We start from the raw sequence: 23,807 nt of genomic DNA on the forward strand, positions 1-23,807 counted from the left end.
ATGTAAAATTAACACTTATAATTATACGCTAACCAACTTAAACTAACCAGTATGATAACAAACCAAAAATTATTTTTTTACTGCAATTTTTTATTGCCAAAAAAAGAATGGCTTGTAGCATTTATGATGCTATTATTTTCCGTAAATCAAATGTCGGCTCAGGGCAAAGTGATTACCGGAATTGTTACCTCGGCGCAAGACAAACTGCCTTTGCCGGGAGTGAATATTATGATAAAGGGAACCAAAACCGTTTCGACAACAGGTTTTGATGGAGAATATTCGATTAAAGCATCTCCAAACGATGTTTTAGTTTTTTCATTTATAGGATTTCAAAATCAGGAATTAACGGTAGGAAATCAATCTAAAGTAAATGCAGTTTTAAGCGAAGACACGAATAAACTAAATGAAGTAGTCGTAATTGGTTACGGAACACAAAAGAAATCAGATCTAACCGGATCTGTAAGTGTTGTTAATATGGAATCGGCTAAAAAAACCGTAACATACGATGCTGCAAAAATGCTTCAGGGGCAGGTTCCGGGAGTAACAGTACAATCTTCAGGAGAACCGGGTGGTTTTGTAAATGTCAAAATTAGAGGGATAACTTCATTCACCAACAACAATCCTCTTTTTGTTATTGACGGAATTATGGTGGATGCTCCAAATGATTTTGCACCAGGAGAAATAGAATCTATGCAGGTTCTTAAAGATGCATCATCGGCCGCTATTTACGGTGTTCGTGGAGCAAATGGAGTGGTAATTATTACAACTAAAAAAGGTAAAGCAGGTAAAACAGACGTTAAATTCAAATCTATTGTAGGACTTCAGAATGTTACTAAAAGATGGGATGTAACAGATCGTTTGGGGTATCAGCAAATTACCAGTGAGGCCGAAAGAAACAGAGACATTAGAGCAGGAGTTCCTGTAAATATTGCTCCCGGAAATAATCCGGCAAGTTCGTCATACATTTCCAATGTTGATACAGACTGGCAAAAAGAATCGATGAAAACGGGTGTAGTACAAAATCAGACACTTACATTTTCAGGAGGTGCTGAAAATATTGCGTATAGCTTTAATGTTGATTATTTCAAAAACACCAGTTACTTAAAAACGCCACAGGATTATGAAAGGCTGTCAACGAATTTGAATTTGAATGGTAAAAAAGGAAAATTCAAATACGGGGCGAAAATTGCCTACACACAATCTGATAAGGAAATTTTTAACGAATATAATGCAGGACAAACCTTTATCAGTGATATGTTAGGTGCTGTACCAACAATGCCGGTTTACGACGCTAACAGATTAGGCGGTTACGGAGGAACAGATAACCTGACACAAAGAGCGATCTCAATGAACCCTATTGGATACAATAATTTGATCACTAACAATGGCAAAAGAAACCGTTTTATTGGAGACATCTGGGGCGAAATTGAAATTGTTAAAGGGCTTAAATACAAATTGGATGTAAGTTATGACAGAACAGATTGGGAAAACAGAAAGTTTATACCGCCAAGTGATTTAGGATGGTATTATATTACGACAAACGATGAGGCTTCTTTAGATACAGAAACTGGAAATGAGCTCAGAACGTTCTGGAATAATTTATTGACTTACGAAATTTCATTAGGCAAACATAAAATTGATGCTCTTGCAGGATTGATTCAGGAAAGAAGAGACTATCACAGATATAATTCAAGAGGTGTAGGTTATACACCTGGAGAAATACCAATGCTTCAGTTTGCTGATGCAAGAAATGCGAGCGAGTATAAATTTACCATTACAGGAATATCATACATCAGCAGATTAAACTATGCTTATGATGACAGGTATTTGCTACAGGCAAATTTCAGACAAGATAAAACATCTCTTTTTAGCGAGATCAATAACTCGGCAAACTTCTACTCTTTTTCAGGAGGCTGGAAAATTAGTAATGAGAAGTTTTTACACTTACCAAGCTGGGTGAGCAATATTAAACTTAGAGGAGGTTACGGTACAATAGGAAATAACACCATTCCGCAATACTTCTTTGCTTCAACAGTAAATAGTTTTGCAGGTTATGATTTTAATAATTCACTTGCTCCGGGAACAACTGTTGTTGCAGCACTTGACCCTAATGTACACTGGGAAAAAACAACCAGTAAAAATATCGCATTAGAATTAGGGTTTTTAGATAACGACTTGCAATTTACAGGAGAGTATTTTATAAAAAAAGTAACAGACATGTTGGTTAATGTTCCTTTACCATATTCTAATGGTGCTTTCCCTGCCAGTATTTTTACTAATGCAGGAGATATGCAAAATAAAGGTTTTGAGTTTACAGCTTCATATAGTAATCATCATCGAAAATTTAAATATGATATCTCAGCCAATTTTGGAACTTTAAAAAATGAAGTAACTAAAATTGGAGTAAATGGAAATCCTCTTTACGGAGCAGTTTCAAAAACAGAAGTAGGAAGATCTGTAGGAGAAATTTATGCTTGGGAAGCTGTTGGTATTTTTCAAAACGCAGCCGAAGTTGCAGCTTCTCCAACACAAACTGGTGCAGCTCCGGGAGATGTCAAATTTAAAGATGTAAATGGAGACGGAATTATTACAGATGCTGACAGAACTTTTCAGGGAGTATCGATTCCTAAATATGGTTTTGGATTGAATTTCAGTGCTTCTTATGAAAATTTTGACTTCTCAATGTTTTGGCAAGGTAGCGGAGGAAACAAAGTTTTTAATGCCATGTACCGTAATTTAATGACAGGACAATACGGAAACCACAGTACAGATGAATTGAATTATTGGACTACCACTAATACCAATACGAATGTTCCGGCACCGGTAATTGGTGATCCTAACGGAAATAACAGAGATTCAAACCGATTCATTCAAAGTGGAGACTACGTGAGATTGCAAACAATGGAACTAGGTTTCAATATTCCGTTGAAAGACAAATTTATCCAAAAAGCAAGAGTATATGTTAATGGTCAGAACTTATGGACGATTACAAAATATACAGGATATGATCCGGACTTTAATAGTGACGGATTGCTTTCAAGAGGATATGATGCAGGATCTTTCCCAAATCCAAGAACTATTTCTTTAGGAGTAGAGGTAAATTTCTAAAACTGGTTTAACCCATTAAAAACGTATTAAAATGAAATATAAGATATATAACTATATAACGATTTTCTTTTCATTGGCTGTTGTAACAACAAGCTGTGTTGAAAATGAAGATTTGACCCAAATTGACCCAAATAATAATGCAGTAGATTCATTCTGGAAAACAGATCAGGATGCTATTGAAGGAGTAAATGCAGCTTACGGAAGTTTATTAACAGATGGAACGTACATGAGAAGTACACCATTATTATTAGACGCAAGAGCAGATGATGCGCGTACCAATAGCCCTTGGGGGTCAATGTATAATGCAGGTCACTTTAACTCAAATGTTGCCGACGCATCCATTTATGGATGGGCTTTCGAAACCTATTATCAGGGAATTTACCGTGCCAATCAGGTTTTAACAAATGTACCGGAAATAGGTTTTCAGGATCAGGCGCTTAAAAACAGAATTTTAGGACAAGCATATTTCTTAAGAGGATTATTTTTATTTCATGCCGTTAACTTGTTCAAAAATGTACCGGTACCAACAGAACTGGCAGTATATTATCCGCAAAAAACAGAAGCAGAAGGCTGGGCTCAGGTGATTGCCGACTTTCAGGCTGCTGCAGATTTATTGCCTGTTTCTTATGATAATATTTCAGGTTTAGACGGAGGTCAAAAAGGACGCGCTACAAAAGGTGCTGCATTAGGATATTTAGGAAAAGCGTATTTGTTTAATAAAGATTTTGCAAATGCTAAAACGGCTTTCAGACAAGTAATCGATTTAGGCGTTTACTCCTTAGTATCGAACTACCGCGATAATTTTACAACTGCAAACGAAAACAATTCTGAATCTCTTTTCGAAGTACAATTTAGCAGAGAAGCAGGTGGAGTTGATTTAGGTTGGGGAGGAGCTCCTGCATCAGGTTGGGGAAAAACTTCTGCGCGTGCAATTACTTATGCACCAAGAGCTTTTGGATGGACAGATGTTCAGCCTTCATGGGCATTATTCAATGAATTTCATGATGAAAAAACAAAAACAGGAGATCTTGATCCACGTTTAGATGCTACTATATTTTATAATAAACCAGGCGGAATGAAATTGTACGGAAAAGATTTTGCCACTTTTTATGCTACAAGTCCTGGAGATTTAAACGACATATTTTGTAGAAAATACCAAAATTCTGACGGAGAATTTGCAGACGAATACGACTGGCGTTCCGGAATTAACGAGCGTTTATTAAGATATGCAGATATTCTTTTAATGTATGCCGAAACTCTAAACGAAACAGGCGATACTCCCGGAGCATACGGATATATCCAGATGGTAAGAAACAGAGTGGGTTTGCCGGACTTAGCAACAGTAAAACCAAATATGACACAAGAACAAATGAGAGAGCAGTTGGGTCACGAAAGATTCCTGGAGTTTCCACTTGAAGGACACCGTTTTGATGACATTCGTCGTTGGGGATGGTTGCAAAATTCAGCAAAACTGGCATGGCTAAAATCGAGAGATGCTGAGTTTAATTCTTATACACCTGGAAGAGAATTTTATCCAATTCCGCAATTAGAAATGGATAATAATCCGGGAACAAAACAGAATGACAGTTATTAAGTTTTCAGTCCCAGTCCCAGTCGCAGTTTAAACTGGGAACTGAGACGGAAAACTGCGACTAAAAAATAGAATTTATTTGAATTAGTTAGAATACTTAACATCATGTGAGAGCTTAAAAACTTTCACATGATTTTATAAATTAAACATATCATGAAAAAAGTACTTGTAAGCACGTTTCTTTTTACCCTTTTCAGTCAGGTTAGTTTCGCTCAAAATCAAACCACAGTGGTTACGATTAAAAACAATGCAGATGCGCCAACAATCAACAAAAACATTTACGGACATTTTGCAGAACATCTGGGACGCTCTATTTATGGAGGTTTTTTTGTGGGAGATACATCCAAAATTCCAAATACAAAAGGGGTTAGAAATGATATTGTTAAAGCTTTAAAAGAATTAAAAATTCCAAATTTAAGATGGCCTGGCGGATGTTTTGCCGATACGTACCACTGGAAAGACGGAATTGGACCACAACAAGAAAGACCTACAATCGTAAACCAATGGTGGGGAGGAGTAACAGAAGACAACAGCTTTGGAACACATGATTTCTTAAACATGTGCGAATTGCTTGGAGCAGAACCATATTTATCCGGAAATGTAGGTAGCGGAACGGTTCAGGAATTGGCTGATTGGGTGCAGTACACCAACTTTAGCGGTAAAAGTCCGATGAGTGATTTGCGTAAAAAAAACGGAAGAACAGAACCCTGGAAAGTGAAATTCTGGGGAATCGGAAATGAAGCGTGGGGTTGTGGAGGAAATATGACAGCAGAATATTATGCTAATGAATACCGCAAATATGCCACTTTCATGTCAGATTGGGAAAACACAGGCGGAATTACTCGTATTGCATCAGGATCAAACAGCGCCGATTATAACTGGACAGAAGTTTTAATGAAAAACATTCCGATCAATATGTTAGGCGGAGTTGGAGTACACCATTATGCTGTAATCGACTGGGCTAAAAAAGGAGATGGCGTAAATTTTACTGAAGACGGATATTTTCATACCATGCAATCAGCGCTGAAAATGGAAGAATTGGTAACGAAACATTCTGCTATTATGGACAAATACGATCCGGAGAAAAAAGTAGCCATGATTGTAGACGAATGGGGAGCTTGGTACGAAGTAGAAAAAGGAACAAATCCTGGCTTCTTGTACCAGCAAAATACCATGAGAGATGCAGTTTTGGCCGGAGCAACACTAAACATCTTCAACAATCACGCTGACAGAGTTCGTATGGCAAACCTTGCGCAATGTGTAAACGTTTTGCAAGCTGTAATCCTTACAGATAAAGCAAAAATGATAACAACACCAACCTATCATGTCATGAAAATGTACAGCGTTCATCAGGATGCTAAATTATTACCAATAGATTTTCAATCACCATTATACACTTTCAACGGAGAATCACTTCCGGCAGTTTCAGCTTCAGCATCAAAAGATAAAAGCGGATTGGTTCATATTTCATTAGTAAATGTTGATGCCAAGAATAAAAACAAAATAGAAATCGATGTAAAAGATCTTGGTGTTAAAGGCTTTACAGGAACTATTATAACATCGGAAAAATTACAGGATTATAATTCATTCGATGCTCCAAACAAAATTGTACCAATAGTTTTTAAAGGTTTCGAAAATAAAAAAGGAAAATTAGAAATCACAATTCCTCCTTTCTCAGTAGTCGTGTTAGAAGGAAAATAACAAGCTAGAAATGAAAAAATCAAAATATATAATCAAAATCACTTCGTACATCGGGTTGGTTTTATTTGCTCTTGCCGCAGTGAGTTGTTCTAAAGACGATCCTGCAACAAATGAAACGAGTCCTCCGGTTGTAGTAGATCCTCCTGTAGTTACACCCGCTTTTCCCGGGCCAACATACGCAGATAATTATACGTCAATATCAGGTTGGGGAAGCAGAGCACAATGGAATTTAGCCAACGTACACGATCCATCTGTAGAAAAATCAGGTGAATACTATTATATGTATCAAACCGATGCTTCTTACGGAAATGCAACAGATGGTCACGGACATTTTTTTTACAGAAGATCAAAAGATTTAATCAATTGGGAGTTTATGGGATCATCAATGACCGAAGCTCCTGCCTGGGTAAAAGATTCTTTAAATAATAAAAGAGCCCGAATGTCACCGGCATTGCCACCAATTACAAATCCTAATTATGGATATTGGGCACCCTGCGTTCGAAAAGTGGGCAATATTTACAGAATGTATTATAGCATCGTAGTAACAAATCCTATTGTAGGAACAGACACCAATACTTCCTGGACAGAACGTGCTTTCATTGGCTTAGCCGAAACAAGTGATTTGGCTTCAAACAATTGGATAGACAAAGGAATGGTTGTTTGCTCTGAACCCGATGGCGTAAAAAGTTATGTTAGAAACGGAGGAAACGATTGGGATGCCTATTTTAAATTCAACGCCATCGATCCTAGTTTTATTCAGACTCCCGAAGGCGATCAATATTTAATTTATGGTTCATGGCATTCCGGAATTGCAGCTTTAAAACTGAACCCGGCAACAGGAAAACCGGATAAATTAAAAACAATTGACGATTACGGAGTACGTATCGCTGGACGCGGAAATGTAAATTCAAACCGTTGGCAAGCACTAGAAGGACCTGAAATTATTTATAATCCGGACACACAATATTATTATTTATTTCTGGCGTATGATGAATTATCAGTTGCTTACAATACACGCGTTGCACGTTCAAAAAACATTCTGGGACCTTATCAAACCATTAGCGGAACCAGCATTACAAGCGGAGCCGATTGTTTCCCAATGTTAACGCATCCATACTCTTTTAAAAATCATACCGGCTGGGTTGGAATCTCACATTGCGGAATTTTTCAAAACCCCGAAACCAAACAATGGTATTACGCATCGCAAGCCCGTTTGCCGGAAGGAGTTCCCGGAATTGCAGTTTCGAATGCAGTCATGATGGGACACGTTCGCGGTATTCAATGGACAGAAGATGGCTGGCCTGTAGTAGAAGCAGAACGTTATGCCGGAGTACCGGCAACAACGATTTCTGAAGCTAGTTTTATTGGAACATGGGAACAAATTACCATGAATTATCAATACAAAGCCATTCAAAAATCAGTTACCGTTTATTTAACCGGAGATAAAAAAGTGAGCGGAGATATTAACGGAACCTGGTCCTACGACAGCGCTAAAAAAATCTTAACCATAAACGGAATAAAATGTAATGTAACCGATGCCTGGGATTGGGAATCGGCCACCAGAAAAGTGACTTTGAGTTATTCAGGTTTAACCGGAACGGGATTACCAGTTTGGGGTAAAAAGATTAATTAGAAAATTATAAATTCCAATTTCTTAAATCCCAAATTCCAAGTATTAAATAATAGCCACAGATTAAAGAATTAAAAAGATTAAAAAATTTGCTCAAGAAAAATAAGCCACTAATTCCAAAAATTAAATTCGAGAAAATTGGTGCAATTCGTGGCAAAAAAAATAAAGCTAAGGTTAAAAAAATCATTTTAATCTTTTAATCTGTGGCAAAAAACACAAATCGTATCAGAATGAAAAATCTACTTACAAGCCTGTCTATTTTAATTTTAATTACTTCGTGCAAAGTAGTTGCTCAAATTGACCCGGTAAAATTCAATAATCCGATCATCAAAGATCAATATACAGGAGATCCTGCAGCATTGGTTTATAAAGATAAAGTCTATTTATACGCCGGTCATGACGAAGCACCAAACGATTTTAATTTTTATAAAATGAATGAATGGGTGGTGTATTCTTCTTCGGACATGAAAAAATGGGAATCGCATCCGGTGCCTTTAAAAGCATCTGATTTTGCCTGGGCAAAAGGAGATGCATGGGCTTCGCAGGTAATTGAAAGAAACGGAAAATTTTATTGGTATGTAACTGTTGAACATGGTTCAGTACATGGAAAATCGATCGGAATTGCAGTTTCAGACAGTCCAATAGGACCTTTTAAAGATGCTTTAGGAAAAGCCCTGATTACAAATGACATGACCAAATTTAGCGATATAAGCTGGGACGATATCGACCCGACAGTTTATATCGATAATGACGGACAAGCGTATTTGTTTTGGGGAAATACCGCTTGTCATTATGCCAAACTAAAAGAAAATATGTTAGAATTAGACGGGCCAATTCAGCACATTGATCTGCCACATTTTACCGAAGCACCTTGGATTCATAAACACAAAGACTGGTATTATTTATCATACGCTTATGAATTTCCGGAAAAAATCGCCTACGCCATGAGCAAGTCCATCACCGGGCCGTGGGAGTTTAAAGGAATTTTGAATGAAATTGCAGGAAATAGCAATACAAACCATCAGTCGATCATAGATTTTAAAGGACAATCGTATTTTATTTATCACAACGGAGCATCAATTCCGCATGGTGGAAGTTTCAGAAGATCAGTTTGTGTAGATAAATTATACTATAACAAAGACGGAACTATGAAACGTGTTGTAATGACATCTGAAGGAATTCAGTAGTTTTTAGTCTCAGTCTCAGTGGCAGTTTTCAAAATAACAGATCAAATTTTCACCATATAAGTTATATAAGTTCATTTAAAACCAGGTTTGAAAAAACTTATATGATTTAAAAAGTTTCCAGTCAACGCAAAGCTTAAATTATCTTATATGACTTATATGGTAAAAAAACATCAAAACATGAAATTTTATAAAAACATAAAACAGGCAATTCTAGCACTAATCCTTCTGATTGGTTCGGTTTCATTTGCGCAGGAAATAGTCGTTCACGATCCCGTCGTTATCAAGCAAAAAGACACTTATTATTTGTATTGCACCGGAAACGGAATCAGTGTTTTTAGTTCGAAAGATTTAAAAAACTGGAATCCCGAACCGCAGGTTTTCAAAGACAAACCCGTTTGGGCAGATGGCGTTGCGGCCGATTTCAAAAACCACATTTGGGCGCCGGATATTTCATTGCACAACAATGTTTATTATCTGTATTATTCGGTTTCGGCTTTCGCCAAAAATACATCGGCGATTGGCGTAGCGACCAATACAACATTAGATCCAAAAGACAAAAAGTACAAATGGGTCGATCAGGGAATTGTGATTCAATCACAACCCAATCGTGATATGTGGAATGCCATTGACCCGAATTTAATCTTTGATGAAAACAATACGCCGTGGTTATCATTCGGTTCTTTTTGGGAAGGATTGAAATTAGTAAAAATAAATCCCGATTTAAAATCAATTGCTCAGCCACAAGAATGGCATACCATTTCAAAACGAAAAAGAACCTTTGAATTACCGGATTCAGATCCCGGAGATGGCGCGCTGGAAGCTCCTTTTATATTCAAGAAAAATGGCTATTATTATCAATTTCTTTCTTGGGATTTATGTTGCCGGGGAGAAAAAAGCACCTATAAAGTCGTTGTTGGAAGAGCTAAAAATGTAACAGGACCTTATGTCGATAAAGACGGAAAATCTTTAAATGAAGGCGGAGGAAGTATTGTTGTTCAGGGCGATGAAAATTACTTTGGCGCAGGCCATAACAGCGCTTATACTTTTGATGGCAAAGATTATATTTTTTATCACGCTTACGAAAAGAAAACCAACGGAACACCAAGATTAGTCGTTAAAGAAATGCTTTGGGACAATGATTTATGGCCCGTTTTAAAATAGAATAAAAATAATATAATGAAAAAATACACTTTCCATATTGTAACAGTTTTTCTATCATTCCTAATTTTTGTTTCCTGTAAAGAAACCAGAAATGACGTCGTACAATCGAATAAAACATCGGCTCTAAAAGCAGGCTACGAAATTGAACCGGTCAACATTCAAAATGTAAAACTGACCGATTCTTTTTGGTTGCCTATTATAAAAAGAGTACAGGAAATTACAATTGCATATGCCATTCAAAAATGTAATGAAGAAGGACGTTTTGAAAATTTCTTAATTGCGGGAAAACAAAAAACCGGAACAGTAAGAGGAGAAATGCCATTTGATGATACTGATGTTTATAAAATTATCGAAGGCGCATCGAATACCTTAATTAGCGCACCAAATCCAAAACTTGAAAAAGTATTAGATTCCTTGATTGCCATTGTAAAAATTGGTCAGGAAAAAGATGGATACCTAACAACCTGGAGAACCATAAATCCTGCAAAACCACCAGCGCCTTGGGTTCCGGTTATTGAAGGAAAACGTTGGGAATCATTGCAAATTAGCCACGAATGCTACAATGCAGGACATTTGATCGAAGCTGCTGTGGTACATTATGAAGCAACCGGAAAAAGAAATTTCCTTGATATTGCCATCAAAAATGCCGACTTATTAGTAAAAACTTTTGGTGATAAACCAGGTCAGGTAAAAGGAGTTCCGGGGCATCAAATTGTAGAAACAGGTTTGATCAAATTGTATCAAATTACAGGAAAAGAAGATTATCTAAAACTGGCAAAATATTATTTAGACAATCGCGGAAATCCGAACAATCATAAATTATATGGCGAATATGCACAAGATCATATTCCGGTTATTCAACAAAATGAAGTGGTTGGTCATGCCGTAAGAGCCGTTTATATGTACGCTGGAATGACAGATATTGCTGCCATGACAAAAGACAAAGGTTATACCGATGCAGTGAATAATTTGTGGAGCAATATGGTAAACAAAAAAATGTACATCACCGGCGGAATTGGTTCCAGACACGACGGAGAAGCTTTTGGAGACAATTATGAATTGCCCAACTTAACCGCTTATAACGAAACCTGCGCTGCAATTGGCGATGTTTACTGGAACCACAGATTGCACAATTTATACGGAAAATCAGAATATTTTGATGTAATCGAAAGAACCATGTACAACGGATTAATCTCCGGAATTTCATTAGACGGAAAAGAATTTTTCTATCCAAATGCTTTAGAATCTGATGGTGTTTTCAAGTCAAACAGAGGATCTTGTACTCGTCAGGCTTGGTTTGATTGTTCTTGTTGTCCAACAAACTTAATCCGATTTGTGCCTTCAATTCCGGGTCTTATTTATTCGAAATCAAAAGACGCGCTTTATGTCAATTTGTATGCTTCAAACAACGCCTCTTTCACTTTAGGAAAAACCGATCTACAGATTTCTCAGCAAACCGGATATCCCTGGAACGGAAAAGTAAACATTTCGGTTAACCCGAAAAAAGAAAGCCAATTCACAATCAAATTGAGAGTTCCGGGTTGGGCAAGAAATGAAGTTTTGCCGGGAGATTTATATTCTTATAAAAAAGCTTCAACTCAAAAAGCAACCATTAACCTGAATGGAGAAATATTGGCACTTTACCCAAAAGACGGTTATTTCACCATTACAAGAAATTGGAAAAAAGGAGACAAAATCAATCTTAATTTTCCAATGGAAGTTCAGGAAGTTGAAACCAATGCAAAAGTAGCAAGCAATAAAAACAAAGTCGCTTTAGAATATGGTCCAATTGTTTATGCTGTAGAAGAAGTTGATAATAAAAACAATTTCGACAAAATAAATGTAGCATCAGGAGACACTTTCAAAGTAAAAAAAGAACCTAATTTATTGCAAGGTGTAAACGTAATCGAAAATTCAAAATTCAAAGCAATTCCGTATTACAGCTGGTCAAACAGAGGAGTTGGGAAAATGAAAGTTTGGTTGGACTATAAAACCAATTAAAAATTAAGAATTAAAAATTAAAAGTTCCGGAGGGATGAAGCATATTGTAGCGACGGATTTTAATCCGTTGAACATTTAGAAATAAAAATAGCCACAGATTAAAGAATTAAAAAGATTAAAAAATCTGCTCGATCTGCAAAATCTGCGAGAGAAATATTTAAACACATAGAAACATAGATTTCTAAATGAATAAAAAAGAGAATAAAACAAATCTGGATTTGCACACATAGCTATGTTTTTTTAGATAAATGAAATGCCTTTTAAGAAATCAAAAGCTATGTTTCTATGTGTTTAAAAGTCAAAGTATAGAAAATAAAAATCCGTTTTTATCCGCGCTTTCACTTTAGTGAATCAGTATAATCCGCGTGCCATAAAAACACAAACATAATAAAAATGAAGTCCAATTTAATTACAAAAATTACCCTTTGCGGTTTGATGCTTAACGGCTTTTATGCTTCGGCACAAAAAAACAATCTTCAGGTAGACGTTGCAAAATCGATTACCAAAATTCAACCAACCATGTACGGAGTGTTTTTTGAAGATATCAATTTTGCTGCTGATGGAGGATTATATGCCGAGATGATCAAGAACAGATCGTTTGAATTCGAAACTCCAATGATGGGATGGAACGAACCAAACAGCGACCGACACAAACTAAACCTTCAATCCGGAATCGCGAACATCGTTCAATATTCTCAAAAAGGAACCAATCATAATTATTGCCGAGTTACAATAAACGATGCAAACGGTTATGAATTGATCAATGAAGGTTTCAGAGGAATGGGAATCAAGAAAGATCTGAAATATAATTTATCGCTAAAAGCTTCAAAAATATCTGGAAATGTTTCGAAGATTAAAATTCAATTCATTGATAAAAATAAAAAGGTTTTAGGCGAAACTTCGATTGTTCCAACATCAAAAGACTGGACAAATTATACAGCTCAATTAACTGCAACGGCAACAGAAGCAAAAGCTCAAATTAAAATCACTTTTGAAGGAAGTGGAGTAATCGATTTAGATCAGATTTCGTTATTTCCGGAAGATACCTGGAAAGGCAGAAAAAACGGAATGCGTGCTGATTTAGTGCAATTATTATACGATTTGAAACCAGGATTTTTACGTTTTCCGGGCGGATGTATTGTTGAAGGAAAAACGTTGGCATTGCGTTATCAATGGAAAAAATCGATTGGAAATGTTGAAGACAGGGAAACAATGATTAACCGTTGGAATACGGAATTTGCGCATAAACCTGCACCGGATTATTTCCAGAGTTTTGGTTTGGGATTCTATGAATATTTTCAACTTTCAGAAGATATTGGAGCTGCACCTTTACCAATTTTAAGCTGCGGAATGGCCTGTCAGTTCAACACAGGAGAATTAGTTCCTATGGATCAATTAGATCCTTATGTGCAAGATGCTTTAGATTTAATTGAATTTGCAAATGGCGATCAAACAACTGCTTGGGGAAAAGTTCGTGCTGATATGGGACATCCAAAACCATTCAATTTAAAACATATTGGAGTTGGAAATGAGCAATGGGGACCAGATTATATCGAGCGTTTCAAAGTGTTTCAAAAAGCAATAAAAGACAAATATCCAAACATCATTATTGTTTCGGGAACAGGACCATTTCCTGACGGAGATTATTTTGATTACGGCATGAAAGAACTTAAAAAACTAAATGCAGAAATTGTAGACGAACATTATTATAAAGATCCGGCCTGGTTCCGTAAAAACGTAACTCGTTACGACAATTATGACCGAAAAGGACCAAAAATTTTTGCAGGAGAATATGCAGCACAAAGTGTAGCGATTGCAAGTCCGGATAATAAAAACAACTGGGAATGTGCTTTTTCTGAAGCCGCTTTTATGACCGGAATGGAACGTAATGCTGAGGTAGTTCACTTAACATCTTATGCGCCTTTATTGGCTCACGTAGAAGGATGGCAATGGACACCGGATATGATTTGGTTCAACAATTTACAATCGTACGGAACGCCAAATTATTATGTTCAGAAATTATTCTCCAACAATAAAGGAACAGATTTAATCAATATTACAAAAGACGGAAAAGCCATTACAGGACAAAACGATTTGTTTGCATCGGCAGTAAAAGATGTGAATTCTAAAGAAGTTATCCTGAAAATTGTGAATGCTTCGGCATCGGCACAAAATGCTTCGATTGATGTAAAAGGAACAAAATTAGATACAAAAGGAACGGCAATAATCTTAAAAGGAGACGGAATAAATGATGAGAACTCTTTTGCATCTCCAACTAAAATTAGTCCAAAAGAAAGCGAATTTAAAGTAAACGGAAACAAGGTTCAATATGATTTTCCGGCTTACTCAGTTACCGTTTTGAAGATAAAGATGAAATAATCGCAAGAGAATAAATGTAAATTCAACGTTTGTTTTCTGTTTTGATTCTAAACGACTGTTTTGATGCATTATTTGCAAAAATTAAAAGGCTTATTTTTATTAAGTGTTTTTTGTACACTTATAAAATTTTTATATTTATATTTGTCATTATTATAAAAAGAATTTCGAATGAAAAATTACGTTATAGGATTGGACTACGGAACAGATTCAGTTCGAGCGATGCTAATAGATACTGAAAATGGGCAAGAGCTGGCATCAAATGTTTCTCATTACAAAAGATGGAAAAACAAGCAATATTGTGACGCAGCTGCAAATCAGTTTCGCCAACATCCTTTAGACCATATTGAAGGTTTAGAAATCACCATTCAAACCGTTATAAAAGAAAGTAAAGTCGATCCTTCGCAAGTACGCGGAATCTGCATTGATACAACAGGATCTTCTCCGGTTCCGGTAACCAAAGAAGGAATTCCGTTAGCATTGACAAAAGGTTTTGAAGAAAACCCAAATGCGATGATGGTACTTTGGAAAGATCATACTTCGATAAATGAAGCAAACGAAATCAACGAATTGGCAGTAAGCTGGGGCGGAGAAAATGTAACGAAATATGTAGGCGGAATTTATTCATCAGAATGGTTTTGGGCAAAAATCCTTCACATTGCAAGAGAAGATGAAGCAGTTCGAAATGCTGCGCACACCTGGATGGAGCATTGCGATCTAATGACCTATTTATTGATAGAAGATAAAGATTTAAAAACTTTCAAAAGAAGCCGTTGTGCTGCAGGACACAAAGCAATGTGGCACGAGGACTGGAATGGTTTACCGCCAGTTGAATTCTTAGAAAAACTACATCCTTATTTGGCTCAACTTCGTGGTAATCTTTATGATGAAACGTATACATCAGATGTAGTTGCCGGAAATTTAAGCAAAGAATGGGCAGATCGTTTGGGACTTTCTACAGATACTGTTGTAGCCGTAGGAACTTTCGATGCACATTCTGGAGCAGTTGGAGCTAAGATTGGTGAGAATACTTTAGTTCGCGTTATGGGAACTTCAACCTGCGATATTTTGGTAGGTTCAAAAGAAGAAGTAGGAACTAAAACCGTTCGCGGAATCTGCGGACAAGTTGATGGTTCTGTGATTCCGGGTTATATTGGATTAGAAGCCGGACAATCTGCTTTTGGAGATTTACTGGCTTGGTACAAAGAGTTATTGCTTTGGCCAACAGATCATTTATTAACTGCTTCGACAGTTTTAAATGATGCTCAAAAAGAACAATTAAGAGAAGAATTCAGCGATAAACTAATTGTAGAATTAACTAAAGAAGCAGAGAAAATTCCAGTTTCAGACAGTCTTCCAATTGCATTAGACTGGATTAACGGAAGAAGAACTCCAGATGCTAATCAGGAATTGAAAAGCGCAATTTCGAATCTTTCTTTAGGAACAAAAGCACCACATATTTTTAAAGCTTTGGTAAACGCAATTTGTTTTGGAGCGAAAAAAATCGTGGATCGTTTTGAAGAAGAAGGAGTAAAAATTGACAGCGTAATCGGAATTGGTGGCGTTGCCCGTAAATCTCCTTTTATCATGCAGACTTTGGCAAATGTTTTAAACAAGCCAATTAAAATTGCAGCTTCAGACCAAACTCCAGCTTTGGGAGCGGCGATTTATGCAGCAGTAGCAGCCGGAATTTATCCAAATGTAATTGAAGCAAGTCAAAAAATAGGAAGCGATTTCGACGGAGAATATTTCCCTCAATTAGAAAAAGTAGCAGCTTATCATAAACTGCTTTTGGCATACGATCAATTAAGTGCTTACGAAGATCCAACTATTAAAATTTCGCAACATGAGTTCTCTTTATAAAGATTTAAAACAGGAATGTTATGAAGCCAATATGCAGTTAAATGCATTGAATCTGGTCGTATATACTTTCGGGAATGTGAGTGCTGTCGATAGAGAAAATGGTGTTTTTGCCATTAAACCAAGCGGCGTTCCTTACGAAGATTTAAAACCCGAAGATATTGTGATTGTCGATTTTGATAATAACATTATTGAAGGTTCGATGCGTCCGTCATCAGATACAAAAACGCACGCTTATTTGTATAAAAACTGGCCAAATATTGGAGGCGTTGCGCATACACACGCCACTTATTCGGTAGCCTGGGCACAATCACAACGCGATATTCCGATTTTTGGGACTACGCATGCAGATCATTTAACAGCTGATATTCCGTGTGCTCCGCCAATGGCAGATGCGCTTATAGAAGGAAATTACGAACACAATACCGGAATTCAGATTTTGGATTGTTTCAAAGAAAAAAATCTTTCGTACGAAGAAGTAGAAATGGTTTTGATTGGAAATCACGGTCCATTTGCATGGGGAAAAAATGCTGCAAAAGCAGTTTATAATAGTAAGGTTCTTGAAGTAGTAGCCGAAATGGCCTACCTGACTTTACAAATAAATCCAAACGCACCAAGATTAAAAGATTCCCTAATAAAGAAACATTACAATCGTAAGCACGGAAAAGATTCGTATTACGGACAATAATAATTTTAGATTTTAGAATGCAGATTTTAGATTTTTATAACCTGCAAACGATTAAACAATTCAACAAATAAACGATTAAACAGCATGATTGATATATCTCAAAAAGAAGTATGGTTTGTAGTAGGAAGCCAGGAATTATACGGTGAAGAAACATTAAGAAAAGTTGCAGAACATTCACAGCTAATTGCAAAAGGATTAGACGCATCATCTAGTATTCCGGTAAAAGTGGTTTATAAAGATGTGGTAAAATCTCCTGCTCAGATTTTAGATGTTTGTTTGGCAGCGAATTCAGAAAAAAACTGTATTGGGATTATTGCTTGGATGCATACTTTTTCTCCAGCTAAAATGTGGATTGGCGGATTAAGTATTTTAAAGAAACCATTATGCCATTTACATACACAATATAATGCTGAAATTCCGTGGGGAACTATCGACATGGATTTCATGAACCTGAATCAATCGGCACACGGAGATCGTGAGTTTGGTTTTATCATGTCAAGAATGCGTAAAAAGCGTAAAGTTGTGGTTGGACACTGGGAAGATCCTCGCGTTTTGAACAAACTTGGTGTTTGGACAAGAGTAACATTAGGATGGGACGAACTTCAAAACCTAAAAGTAGCTCGTATTGGAGACAATATGCGTGAAGTTGCCGTTACAGAAGGTGATAAAGTAGAGGCTCAAATTCGTTTCGGAATGTCGGTTAACGGATATGATTCTTCAGATGTTACCAAGCATATCGAGAAAGTTACAGAGCAACAACTAAACGATTTATTAGCCGTTTATGAATCTTCTTATTCTTTGACTGATGCTTTAAAAGAAGGCGGCGCGCAAAGAAGTTCATTAGTAGAAGCAGCAAAAATAGAGTTAGGTTTAAGAGCTTTTCTTGAAGAAGGAGGTTTTGGAGCCTTTACAGATACATTTGAAAACCTTGGAGTTTGGAAACAATTGCCAGGGATTGCAACACAAAGATTAATGGCCGATGGTTATGGTTTTGGTGGAGAAGGAGACTGGAAAACCGCTGCAATGGTTCGTGCACTAAAAGTAATGAATGTTGGTCTTGAAGGAGGAACGTCTTTCATGGAAGATTATACGTATCATTTCACTCCACAAAAATCATATGTTTTAGGATCTCACATGTTAGAAATTTGTCCATCTATTGCAGAGGCAAAACCTTCTTGCGAAGTTCATCCGTTAGGAATTGGAGGAAAAGAAGATCCTGCACGTTTGGTATTTAATTCACCAGCCGGAGATGCAATCAACGTTTCGTTGGTCGATATGGGGAATCGTTTCCGTTTGATTGTAAACGAAGTTGAAGCGATTAAACCATTAGCAGATTTACCAAAATTACCTGTTGCAAGAGTTTTATGGGATTGTAAACCAAACCTTGATATCGCAGCAACAGCATGGATTCTTGCCGGAGGAGCGCATCACACCGTTTACAGCCAGGCGATCACAACAGAATATATGGAAGATTTTGCAGATATTGCCGGAATCGAATTATTGGTTATTGATGAAAAAACTACTGTAAGAGACTTTAAAGATAAGATCAATGCAAACGAAGCTTATTATCATTTGTTTCAACATGGATTGTAGTCTGAGATACTAAGGTTCTAAGTTGCTTAGGTTCTAAGTTTTTGTTACTTTTAACTTGTTGGGTAATAAATTAACTTTTTGAAAATAGAACACTGATAAAACGGATTTGCTAACGCAAAAGCGCAGATAAAAACGGATTTTTGATATTAAAAATCCGTTTAAATCCGCGTCTTCGTGAAACGAATCTGTTTAATCCGCGTCAAAATATAGCGTTTTTTATTACGTCTAGCAGATTACTTTTAACATCTAACATTTCACAATAACCACAAAATTATCATTTATGAATGTATTAAAACGTTGTCTTTTTGGAATCAGCCTTTTGAGTTTGGCAGCAATTTCAGTTCAGTGCAAAAGCGATAAAAAAACAGATACTACAACAGTTTCTTCTGATGAAAAAGCTACAGTTACAATCGAAAAATCTTCTTACGGAACTACTGCAAAAGGAGAAAAAGTCGATAGCTATAAGCTGAAAAATCAAAATGGGATGGAAGTTGATATCATCACTTTTGGAGGAAGAATTACAGAATTGAAAGTACCCAATAAAGACGGTGTTTCTGAAAATGTAGTAATTGGTTTTAGTTCTTTGGCACAATACGAAAAAGAGAATCCATTTTTTGGAGCTTTGATCGGAAGATACGGAAACAGAATTGCTAAAGGAAAATTCACCTTAGACGGAAAAGAATATCAATTGGCCATCAACAATGCGCCAAATGCTTTGCACGGAGGGCCACAAGGATTTTTTAATGTTGTCTGGAAAGCCGATGAGGTAAAATCAGGAAGTACAGCTTCTTTGAAATTATCTTATTTAAGTAAAGATTTAGAAGAAGGATATCCAGGAAATCTACAAGTTTTTGTAACGTATACTTTGACAAATGATAATCAGTTAGAAGTTTTGTATGAAGCAACAACTGACAAGAAAACAGTCGTAAATCTAACGCAACATTCTTATTTCAATCTATCAGGAGATTTTACAAAAACAATCTTAGATCACGAATTGACATTAAATGCAGATAAAATTGTTCCGGTTGATGCGACTTTAATTCCAACAGGAAAATTAGAAGATGTAGCCAATACGCCATTTGATTTTAGAACGCCAAAATTAATTGGAAAAGATATCGAAGTTAAAAACGAACAATTAGAAAGAGGAAAAGGTTATGATCATTGTTGGGTATTGAACAATCCTGAAAAAGGAAAAACAATCATTGCAAAAGTATACCACTCAGCAAGCGGAAGGGTGATGGAAATGACAACAGACGAACCTGGAATTCAGTTTTACTCTGGGAATTTCCTTGACGGAACTTTACCAACACCTAAAGGCGGAACATTTGCACACAGAACAGGATTATGTTTAGAAACAGAACATTATCCGGATTCTCCAAACCAGAAAAATTTCCCAACAACGGTTTTAAACCCGGGAGAAAATTATAAAACTAAAACTACTTTTAAATTCTCAGTAAAAAAATAGTTTTAGAATTCTGTTTATTCGTTTAGTAATTTTAAGAAACCTCGTAATTGATGCTTGCGAGGTTTTTTTATTTGTAACTTGAATGTAATTAAAGTAAGTTTTTTAAAATCGCGCAAAGTCGCAAAGTTTTTTGAGCTTTTTTAATTTTCTTTGCGTCTCTGCGGCTTTGCGCGATTAATTCATTTACAGCTTATAAAATTCTTAATTTAGCAAGAGCAAACGAAAACAAAATGAAACACCTATTCAAAGCAGCAATAAACTGGACTTCCAAACAAAATCCAATCAATTCAACAAAGAGATTCTACAGCAAAAGCCATCAAATAAAAATTGAAGGAAAACCGGTTTTAGATGTCTCTGCCGCAAAAGCTTTCAAAGGCGATCCGGAATTATACAATCCAGAAGATTTGCTGTTGAGTAGTTTGGTTTCGTGCCATATGATGTCCTATTTATATGTTTGTTCTCAAAATAAAATAGAAGTAATTGAGTATTCAGACAACGCCGAAGCTACTCTAGAAGTTTCCGAGAACGGAAGCGGGCGTTTTACAGAAGTACGATTAAAACCAAAAGTAAAAATCTCAAATCCAGACCAAATTGAACTTGCTTTAAATTTACATTTTAAAGCCAATCAATTGTGTTTTATTGCCAATTCGTGCAATTTTCCTGTTTTGCATGAGGCGAGTTGTGAGGTTTAAAACATATTTATTGTATTAAATTGAATAAGGTATGGTTTTCCGTAATATCTTAAAGTCATTATTAAGGTTATTTGTATTGTAAAGACTTTATTAAGTTTTGCAAAATAATTTTATAACCTTAAAATAATTAAACTATGGAAACAATTGAAGCAATTAAGCCGGGGCCAAAACCAAAGACGCCAGATGGTACACCAGATGAAAGAAGAAGGGTTACACCACCTAATCAGCCAAAATATCCTGATTTAAAGCCTCATATTCATAAGCCAAAGGATTAAAAAGGGCAAAATAGAAAGCTTTAAAACCAAAAAAACCTCTTCTTTCGAAGAGGTTTTTGTACCCGGAGCCGGAGTCGAACCGGCACGGTTTCCCACAGGTGTTTGAGACCAGCGCGTCTACCAATTCCGCCATCCGGGCTTAGCAGACGAAAAAATAATCAAATAAATCAATTATCCTAACGCAATAGAATAAGTAATTATGTTGCCATAACTGTGCTTATTCCTTTAACACGGTGCAAATGTAAAAAATAAAATTAAATGTTCTACTAAAAATACTTAAATTTTTTCTTTCAGTGTCCAATAAATTTTCTAAATTTGCACCTCGTTAAAACGAAGCACACACAACTAACTACAAAACAACAAATTATAATGTCGCACCTAGAACCAGAAGCTAAAATTTTTGCTTGTTCACAAAGTGTTTATCTTGCAGAAAAAATTGCAGAACAATACGGAATTCCGTTAGGAAAAGTAACGATGTCAACGTATAGCGATGGAGAATTTCAGCCATCATACGAAGAGTCAATAAGAGGTTTACGCGTTTTTATCGTGTGTTCAACTTTCCCAACTGCAGATAATTTGATGGAATTGTTACTAATGATTGATGCAGCAAAACGTGCATCAGCCAGACACATTACAGCAGTTATGCCTTATTTTGGTTGGGCAAGACAAGATAGAAAAGATAAACCAAGAGTTCCGATTGGAGCAAAATTAGTAGCTAATTTATTAGATGCTGCCGGAGCGACAAGAGTAATGACAATGGATTTGCACGCAGATCAAATTCAGGGGTTTTTCGAAAAACCAGTAGATCATTTATTTGCATCTACAATCTTTTTACCATACGTAAAAAGTTTAAATTTAGACAATTTAACTATTGCATCTCCGGATATGGGAGGTTCAAAAAGAGCATATGCTTACTCTAAGTTTTTAGAATCAGATGTAGTAATCTGTTACAAACAAAGAAAAGCAGCCAACGTTATCGACACTATGGAACTAATTGGTGAAGTAAAAGGGCGTAACGTAATATTAGTAGACGACATGATCGATACTGGTGGTACATTAGCGAAAGCAGCAGATTTAATGATCGAAAAAGGAGCATTAAGCGTTAGAGCAATTTGCACACACGCCATTTTATCAGGTGACGCATACGAAAAAATCGAAAACTCAAAATTAAGCGAGTTAATAGTTACCGATTCAATTCCGTTAAAGAAAGAATCAAAGAAAATAAAAGTAGTGAGTTGTGCACCTCTTTTTGCAGAAGTAATGCACATGGTACACCACAACAATTCCATTAGTGGAAAATTTATAATGTAGTCATTGCGAGGAACGAAGCAATCTCACTACAATAAGAATTAGAATATTTATTAATAACTATATTTTTTTACAATGAAATCGATTACAATTAAAGGATCAGAAAGAGAAAGCGTGGGCAAAGTGTCAACTAAAGCCTTACGTAATGCTGGAGCGGTTCCTTGCGTGTTATACGGAGGAAATCAAGCAGTACACTTCTCAGCAGACGCTGCAGCGTTCAAAAACTTGGTTTACACTCCAAACGCACACACAGTTGTGATTGAGCTTGGAAAAGGAAAATCATTCAATGCAATTTTGCAAGACATTCAGGTTCACCCAGTATCTGACAAAATTTTACACATTGACTTCTTTCAATTATTTGATGACAAAGAAATCACTATGGAAGTTCCAGTAAAAATCGTTGGTACATCTAAAGGTGTTCTTGCAGGAGGTGTTTTACGTTTAAATCAACGTAAATTAAAAGTTAAAGCTTTACCTAAAGATCTTCCTGATTTTGTTGAAGCTGACATTACTCCACTTGAAATGGGTAACAAATTATACGTTACTAAAGTTGGAAAACCAGAATACAAAGTTATGCACCCAGAGAACACAGTTGTTGCTCAGGTAAGAATTTCTCGTGCTGCTATGAAAGCTGCTCAAGAAGCTGCAAAAGCTGCAAAAGCTCCTGCAAAAGGAAAGAAAAAATAATTTTTTTCAAATTCAATACAAAAAGCATCAATCGAAAGATTGGTGCTTTTTTTTTGAGGTTCTGAGATGCTGAGGTATTTAGGTTCTAAGTTTTCTAGATTAAAGTTGTATGAACTGTGAGGTTGAGCAAAGTCAAGTTTTTGTTTTGTTTTCTAAAAAAAATGGAATTTGGAATTTTAAAAATTTGGAATTTAATTTTCAGGAGCAGAAATCTTCGGTTTTCTCAAGACCTGACGTTCCTGCCATCCGCTATATCTTTTCCTGTCCGCCGCGGCGGACAGAAAAAGGATGCCGCTTCTGTCAGGGCTAGCCAGAAGTTTGTTTTTTTTATAAGTTTCTAAGATGCTAAGTTGCTGAGGTGCTAAGGGAAAAAGTCTTCAGTTTCATTTAGTCTGGTAAAAAGAGAAAAAATAATCCGCGTAAATCCATTCAAATCCGCGTCATCAGCGTGCTATTATTTGCAGTTAAAGCCGCGCACAAACCA

At 36.3% G+C, this 23,807-nt stretch carries 16 protein-coding genes and 1 tRNA gene; 16 read left to right on the forward strand and 1 reads right to left on the reverse strand.

Going from position 1 to position 23,807, the window contains the following annotated elements; translation table 11 throughout:
• Positions 1 to 51: 51 nt before the first annotated feature.
• The 14 genes from L0669_RS05730 (at position 52) to L0669_RS05795 (ending at position 21,328) form a co-directional block, all read left to right on the forward strand.
• Entirely contained in the window at positions 52 to 3,108 is a 3,057-nt protein-coding gene (locus tag L0669_RS05730) for a SusC/RagA family TonB-linked outer membrane protein (protein WP_263761983.1), read from the forward strand.
• A 31-nt stretch (positions 3,109 to 3,139) separates the two neighbouring features.
• Entirely contained in the window at positions 3,140 to 4,702 is a 1,563-nt protein-coding gene (locus tag L0669_RS05735) for a RagB/SusD family nutrient uptake outer membrane protein (RefSeq protein WP_263761985.1), read from the forward strand.
• A 150-nt stretch (positions 4,703 to 4,852) separates the two neighbouring features.
• Entirely contained in the window at positions 4,853 to 6,400 is a 1,548-nt protein-coding gene (locus L0669_RS05740; RefSeq protein ID WP_263761987.1) for an alpha-N-arabinofuranosidase, read from the forward strand.
• 10 nt (positions 6,401 to 6,410) lie between these two features.
• Complete coding sequence (locus tag L0669_RS05745) at positions 6,411 to 8,033, forward strand: arabinan endo-1,5-alpha-L-arabinosidase (RefSeq protein ID WP_263761989.1); 1,623 nt, start codon at positions 6,411 to 6,413, stop codon at positions 8,031 to 8,033.
• A 227-nt stretch (positions 8,034 to 8,260) separates the two neighbouring features.
• On the forward strand, positions 8,261 to 9,217 hold the full coding sequence (locus L0669_RS05750; protein WP_263761991.1) for a glycoside hydrolase family 43 protein: 957 nt from the start codon (positions 8,261 to 8,263) through the stop codon (positions 9,215 to 9,217).
• A 177-nt stretch (positions 9,218 to 9,394) separates the two neighbouring features.
• On the forward strand, positions 9,395 to 10,378 hold the full coding sequence (locus L0669_RS05755) for an arabinan endo-1,5-alpha-L-arabinosidase (RefSeq protein ID WP_263761993.1): 984 nt from the start codon (positions 9,395 to 9,397) through the stop codon (positions 10,376 to 10,378).
• A 15-nt stretch (positions 10,379 to 10,393) separates the two neighbouring features.
• A complete protein-coding gene (locus L0669_RS05760) occupies positions 10,394 to 12,379 on the forward strand; it encodes a glycoside hydrolase family 127 protein (protein WP_263761995.1) in 1,986 nt (661 codons plus the stop codon).
• Positions 12,380 to 12,772: 393 nt separating this feature from the next.
• Entirely contained in the window at positions 12,773 to 14,758 is a 1,986-nt protein-coding gene (locus L0669_RS05765; RefSeq protein WP_263761997.1) for an alpha-L-arabinofuranosidase C-terminal domain-containing protein, read from the forward strand.
• Positions 14,759 to 14,926: 168 nt separating this feature from the next.
• Positions 14,927 to 16,618, forward strand: coding sequence for a ribulokinase (locus L0669_RS05770; RefSeq protein ID WP_263761999.1), 1,692 nt, complete (start codon positions 14,927 to 14,929; stop codon positions 16,616 to 16,618).
• Positions 16,602 to 17,303 carry an L-ribulose-5-phosphate 4-epimerase gene (locus L0669_RS05775; RefSeq protein WP_099710228.1) on the forward strand — a complete coding sequence of 234 codons (702 nt, stop codon included), beginning with the start codon at positions 16,602 to 16,604 and terminating at the stop codon, positions 17,301 to 17,303. The genes L0669_RS05770 and L0669_RS05775 overlap by 17 nt, the downstream gene beginning before the upstream one ends.
• A gap of 84 nt (positions 17,304 to 17,387) precedes the next feature.
• Positions 17,388 to 18,896: an L-arabinose isomerase gene (araA, locus tag L0669_RS05780; protein WP_263762001.1), complete on the forward strand. Its 1,509-nt coding sequence runs from the start codon at positions 17,388 to 17,390 to the stop codon at positions 18,894 to 18,896.
• Between the two features lie 280 nt (positions 18,897 to 19,176).
• Positions 19,177 to 20,361, forward strand: coding sequence for an aldose epimerase family protein (locus L0669_RS05785; protein WP_263762003.1), 1,185 nt, complete (start codon positions 19,177 to 19,179; stop codon positions 20,359 to 20,361).
• Positions 20,362 to 20,591: 230 nt separating this feature from the next.
• The gene (locus tag L0669_RS05790) at positions 20,592 to 21,053 is read left to right on the forward strand and encodes an OsmC family protein (RefSeq protein ID WP_263762005.1); all 462 of its coding nucleotides are present in this window, start codon (positions 20,592 to 20,594) and stop codon (positions 21,051 to 21,053) included.
• Between the two features lie 134 nt (positions 21,054 to 21,187).
• Positions 21,188 to 21,328, forward strand: a complete 141-nt coding sequence (locus tag L0669_RS05795) for a hypothetical protein (protein WP_263762006.1) — start codon at positions 21,188 to 21,190, stop codon at positions 21,326 to 21,328.
• 59 nt (positions 21,329 to 21,387) lie between these two features.
• Here L0669_RS05795 and L0669_RS05800 read toward each other — a convergent pair.
• Positions 21,388 to 21,467: transfer RNA gene (locus L0669_RS05800), tRNA-Leu, on the reverse strand.
• A gap of 230 nt (positions 21,468 to 21,697) precedes the next feature.
• On the opposite strand from L0669_RS05800, the gene L0669_RS05805 reads away from it, so the two are divergent.
• Together L0669_RS05805 and L0669_RS05810 are read left to right on the forward strand one after the other, a co-directional pair.
• Positions 21,698 to 22,639, forward strand: a complete 942-nt coding sequence (locus tag L0669_RS05805; protein ID WP_173968746.1) for a ribose-phosphate pyrophosphokinase — start codon at positions 21,698 to 21,700, stop codon at positions 22,637 to 22,639.
• A 72-nt stretch (positions 22,640 to 22,711) separates the two neighbouring features.
• Positions 22,712 to 23,323 (forward strand): 50S ribosomal protein L25/general stress protein Ctc, encoded by a 612-nt coding sequence (locus L0669_RS05810; RefSeq protein WP_173968744.1) that lies wholly within the window; start codon positions 22,712 to 22,714, stop codon positions 23,321 to 23,323.
• The last annotated feature ends 484 nt before the right edge of the window (positions 23,324 to 23,807 follow it).

The organism is Flavobacterium bizetiae, from assembly GCF_024271895.1.
In the GTDB taxonomy this organism is placed as follows: domain Bacteria; phylum Bacteroidota; class Bacteroidia; order Flavobacteriales; family Flavobacteriaceae; genus Flavobacterium; species Flavobacterium bizetiae.

Bases quoted from the DNA above. Each gene is read 5' to 3' on its own strand.
- L0669_RS05735 (WP_263761985.1), top strand. From the start codon at position 3,140: ATGAAATATAAGATATATAACTATATAACGATTTTCTTTTCATTGGCT.
- L0669_RS05755 (WP_263761993.1), top strand. From the start codon at position 9,395: ATGAAATTTTATAAAAACATAAAACAGGCAATTCTAGCACTAATCCTT.
- L0669_RS05760 (WP_263761995.1), top strand. From the start codon at position 10,394: ATGAAAAAATACACTTTCCATATTGTAACAGTTTTTCTATCATTCCTA.
- L0669_RS05750 (WP_263761991.1), top strand. From the start codon at position 8,261: ATGAAAAATCTACTTACAAGCCTGTCTATTTTAATTTTAATTACTTCG.
- L0669_RS05775 (WP_099710228.1), top strand. From the start codon at position 16,602: ATGAGTTCTCTTTATAAAGATTTAAAACAGGAATGTTATGAAGCCAAT.
- L0669_RS05805 (WP_173968746.1), top strand. From the start codon at position 21,698: ATGTCGCACCTAGAACCAGAAGCTAAAATTTTTGCTTGTTCACAAAGT.
- L0669_RS05770 (WP_263761999.1), top strand. From the start codon at position 14,927: ATGAAAAATTACGTTATAGGATTGGACTACGGAACAGATTCAGTTCGA.
- L0669_RS05765 (WP_263761997.1), top strand. From the start codon at position 12,773: ATGAAGTCCAATTTAATTACAAAAATTACCCTTTGCGGTTTGATGCTT.
- L0669_RS05740 (WP_263761987.1), top strand. From the start codon at position 4,853: ATGAAAAAAGTACTTGTAAGCACGTTTCTTTTTACCCTTTTCAGTCAG.
- L0669_RS05785 (WP_263762003.1), top strand. From the start codon at position 19,177: ATGAATGTATTAAAACGTTGTCTTTTTGGAATCAGCCTTTTGAGTTTG.
- araA (WP_263762001.1), top strand. From the start codon at position 17,388: ATGATTGATATATCTCAAAAAGAAGTATGGTTTGTAGTAGGAAGCCAG.
- L0669_RS05795 (WP_263762006.1), top strand. From the start codon at position 21,188: ATGGAAACAATTGAAGCAATTAAGCCGGGGCCAAAACCAAAGACGCCA.
- L0669_RS05745 (WP_263761989.1), top strand. From the start codon at position 6,411: ATGAAAAAATCAAAATATATAATCAAAATCACTTCGTACATCGGGTTG.
- L0669_RS05730 (WP_263761983.1), top strand. From the start codon at position 52: ATGATAACAAACCAAAAATTATTTTTTTACTGCAATTTTTTATTGCCA.
- L0669_RS05810 (WP_173968744.1), top strand. From the start codon at position 22,712: ATGAAATCGATTACAATTAAAGGATCAGAAAGAGAAAGCGTGGGCAAA.
- L0669_RS05790 (WP_263762005.1), top strand. From the start codon at position 20,592: ATGAAACACCTATTCAAAGCAGCAATAAACTGGACTTCCAAACAAAAT.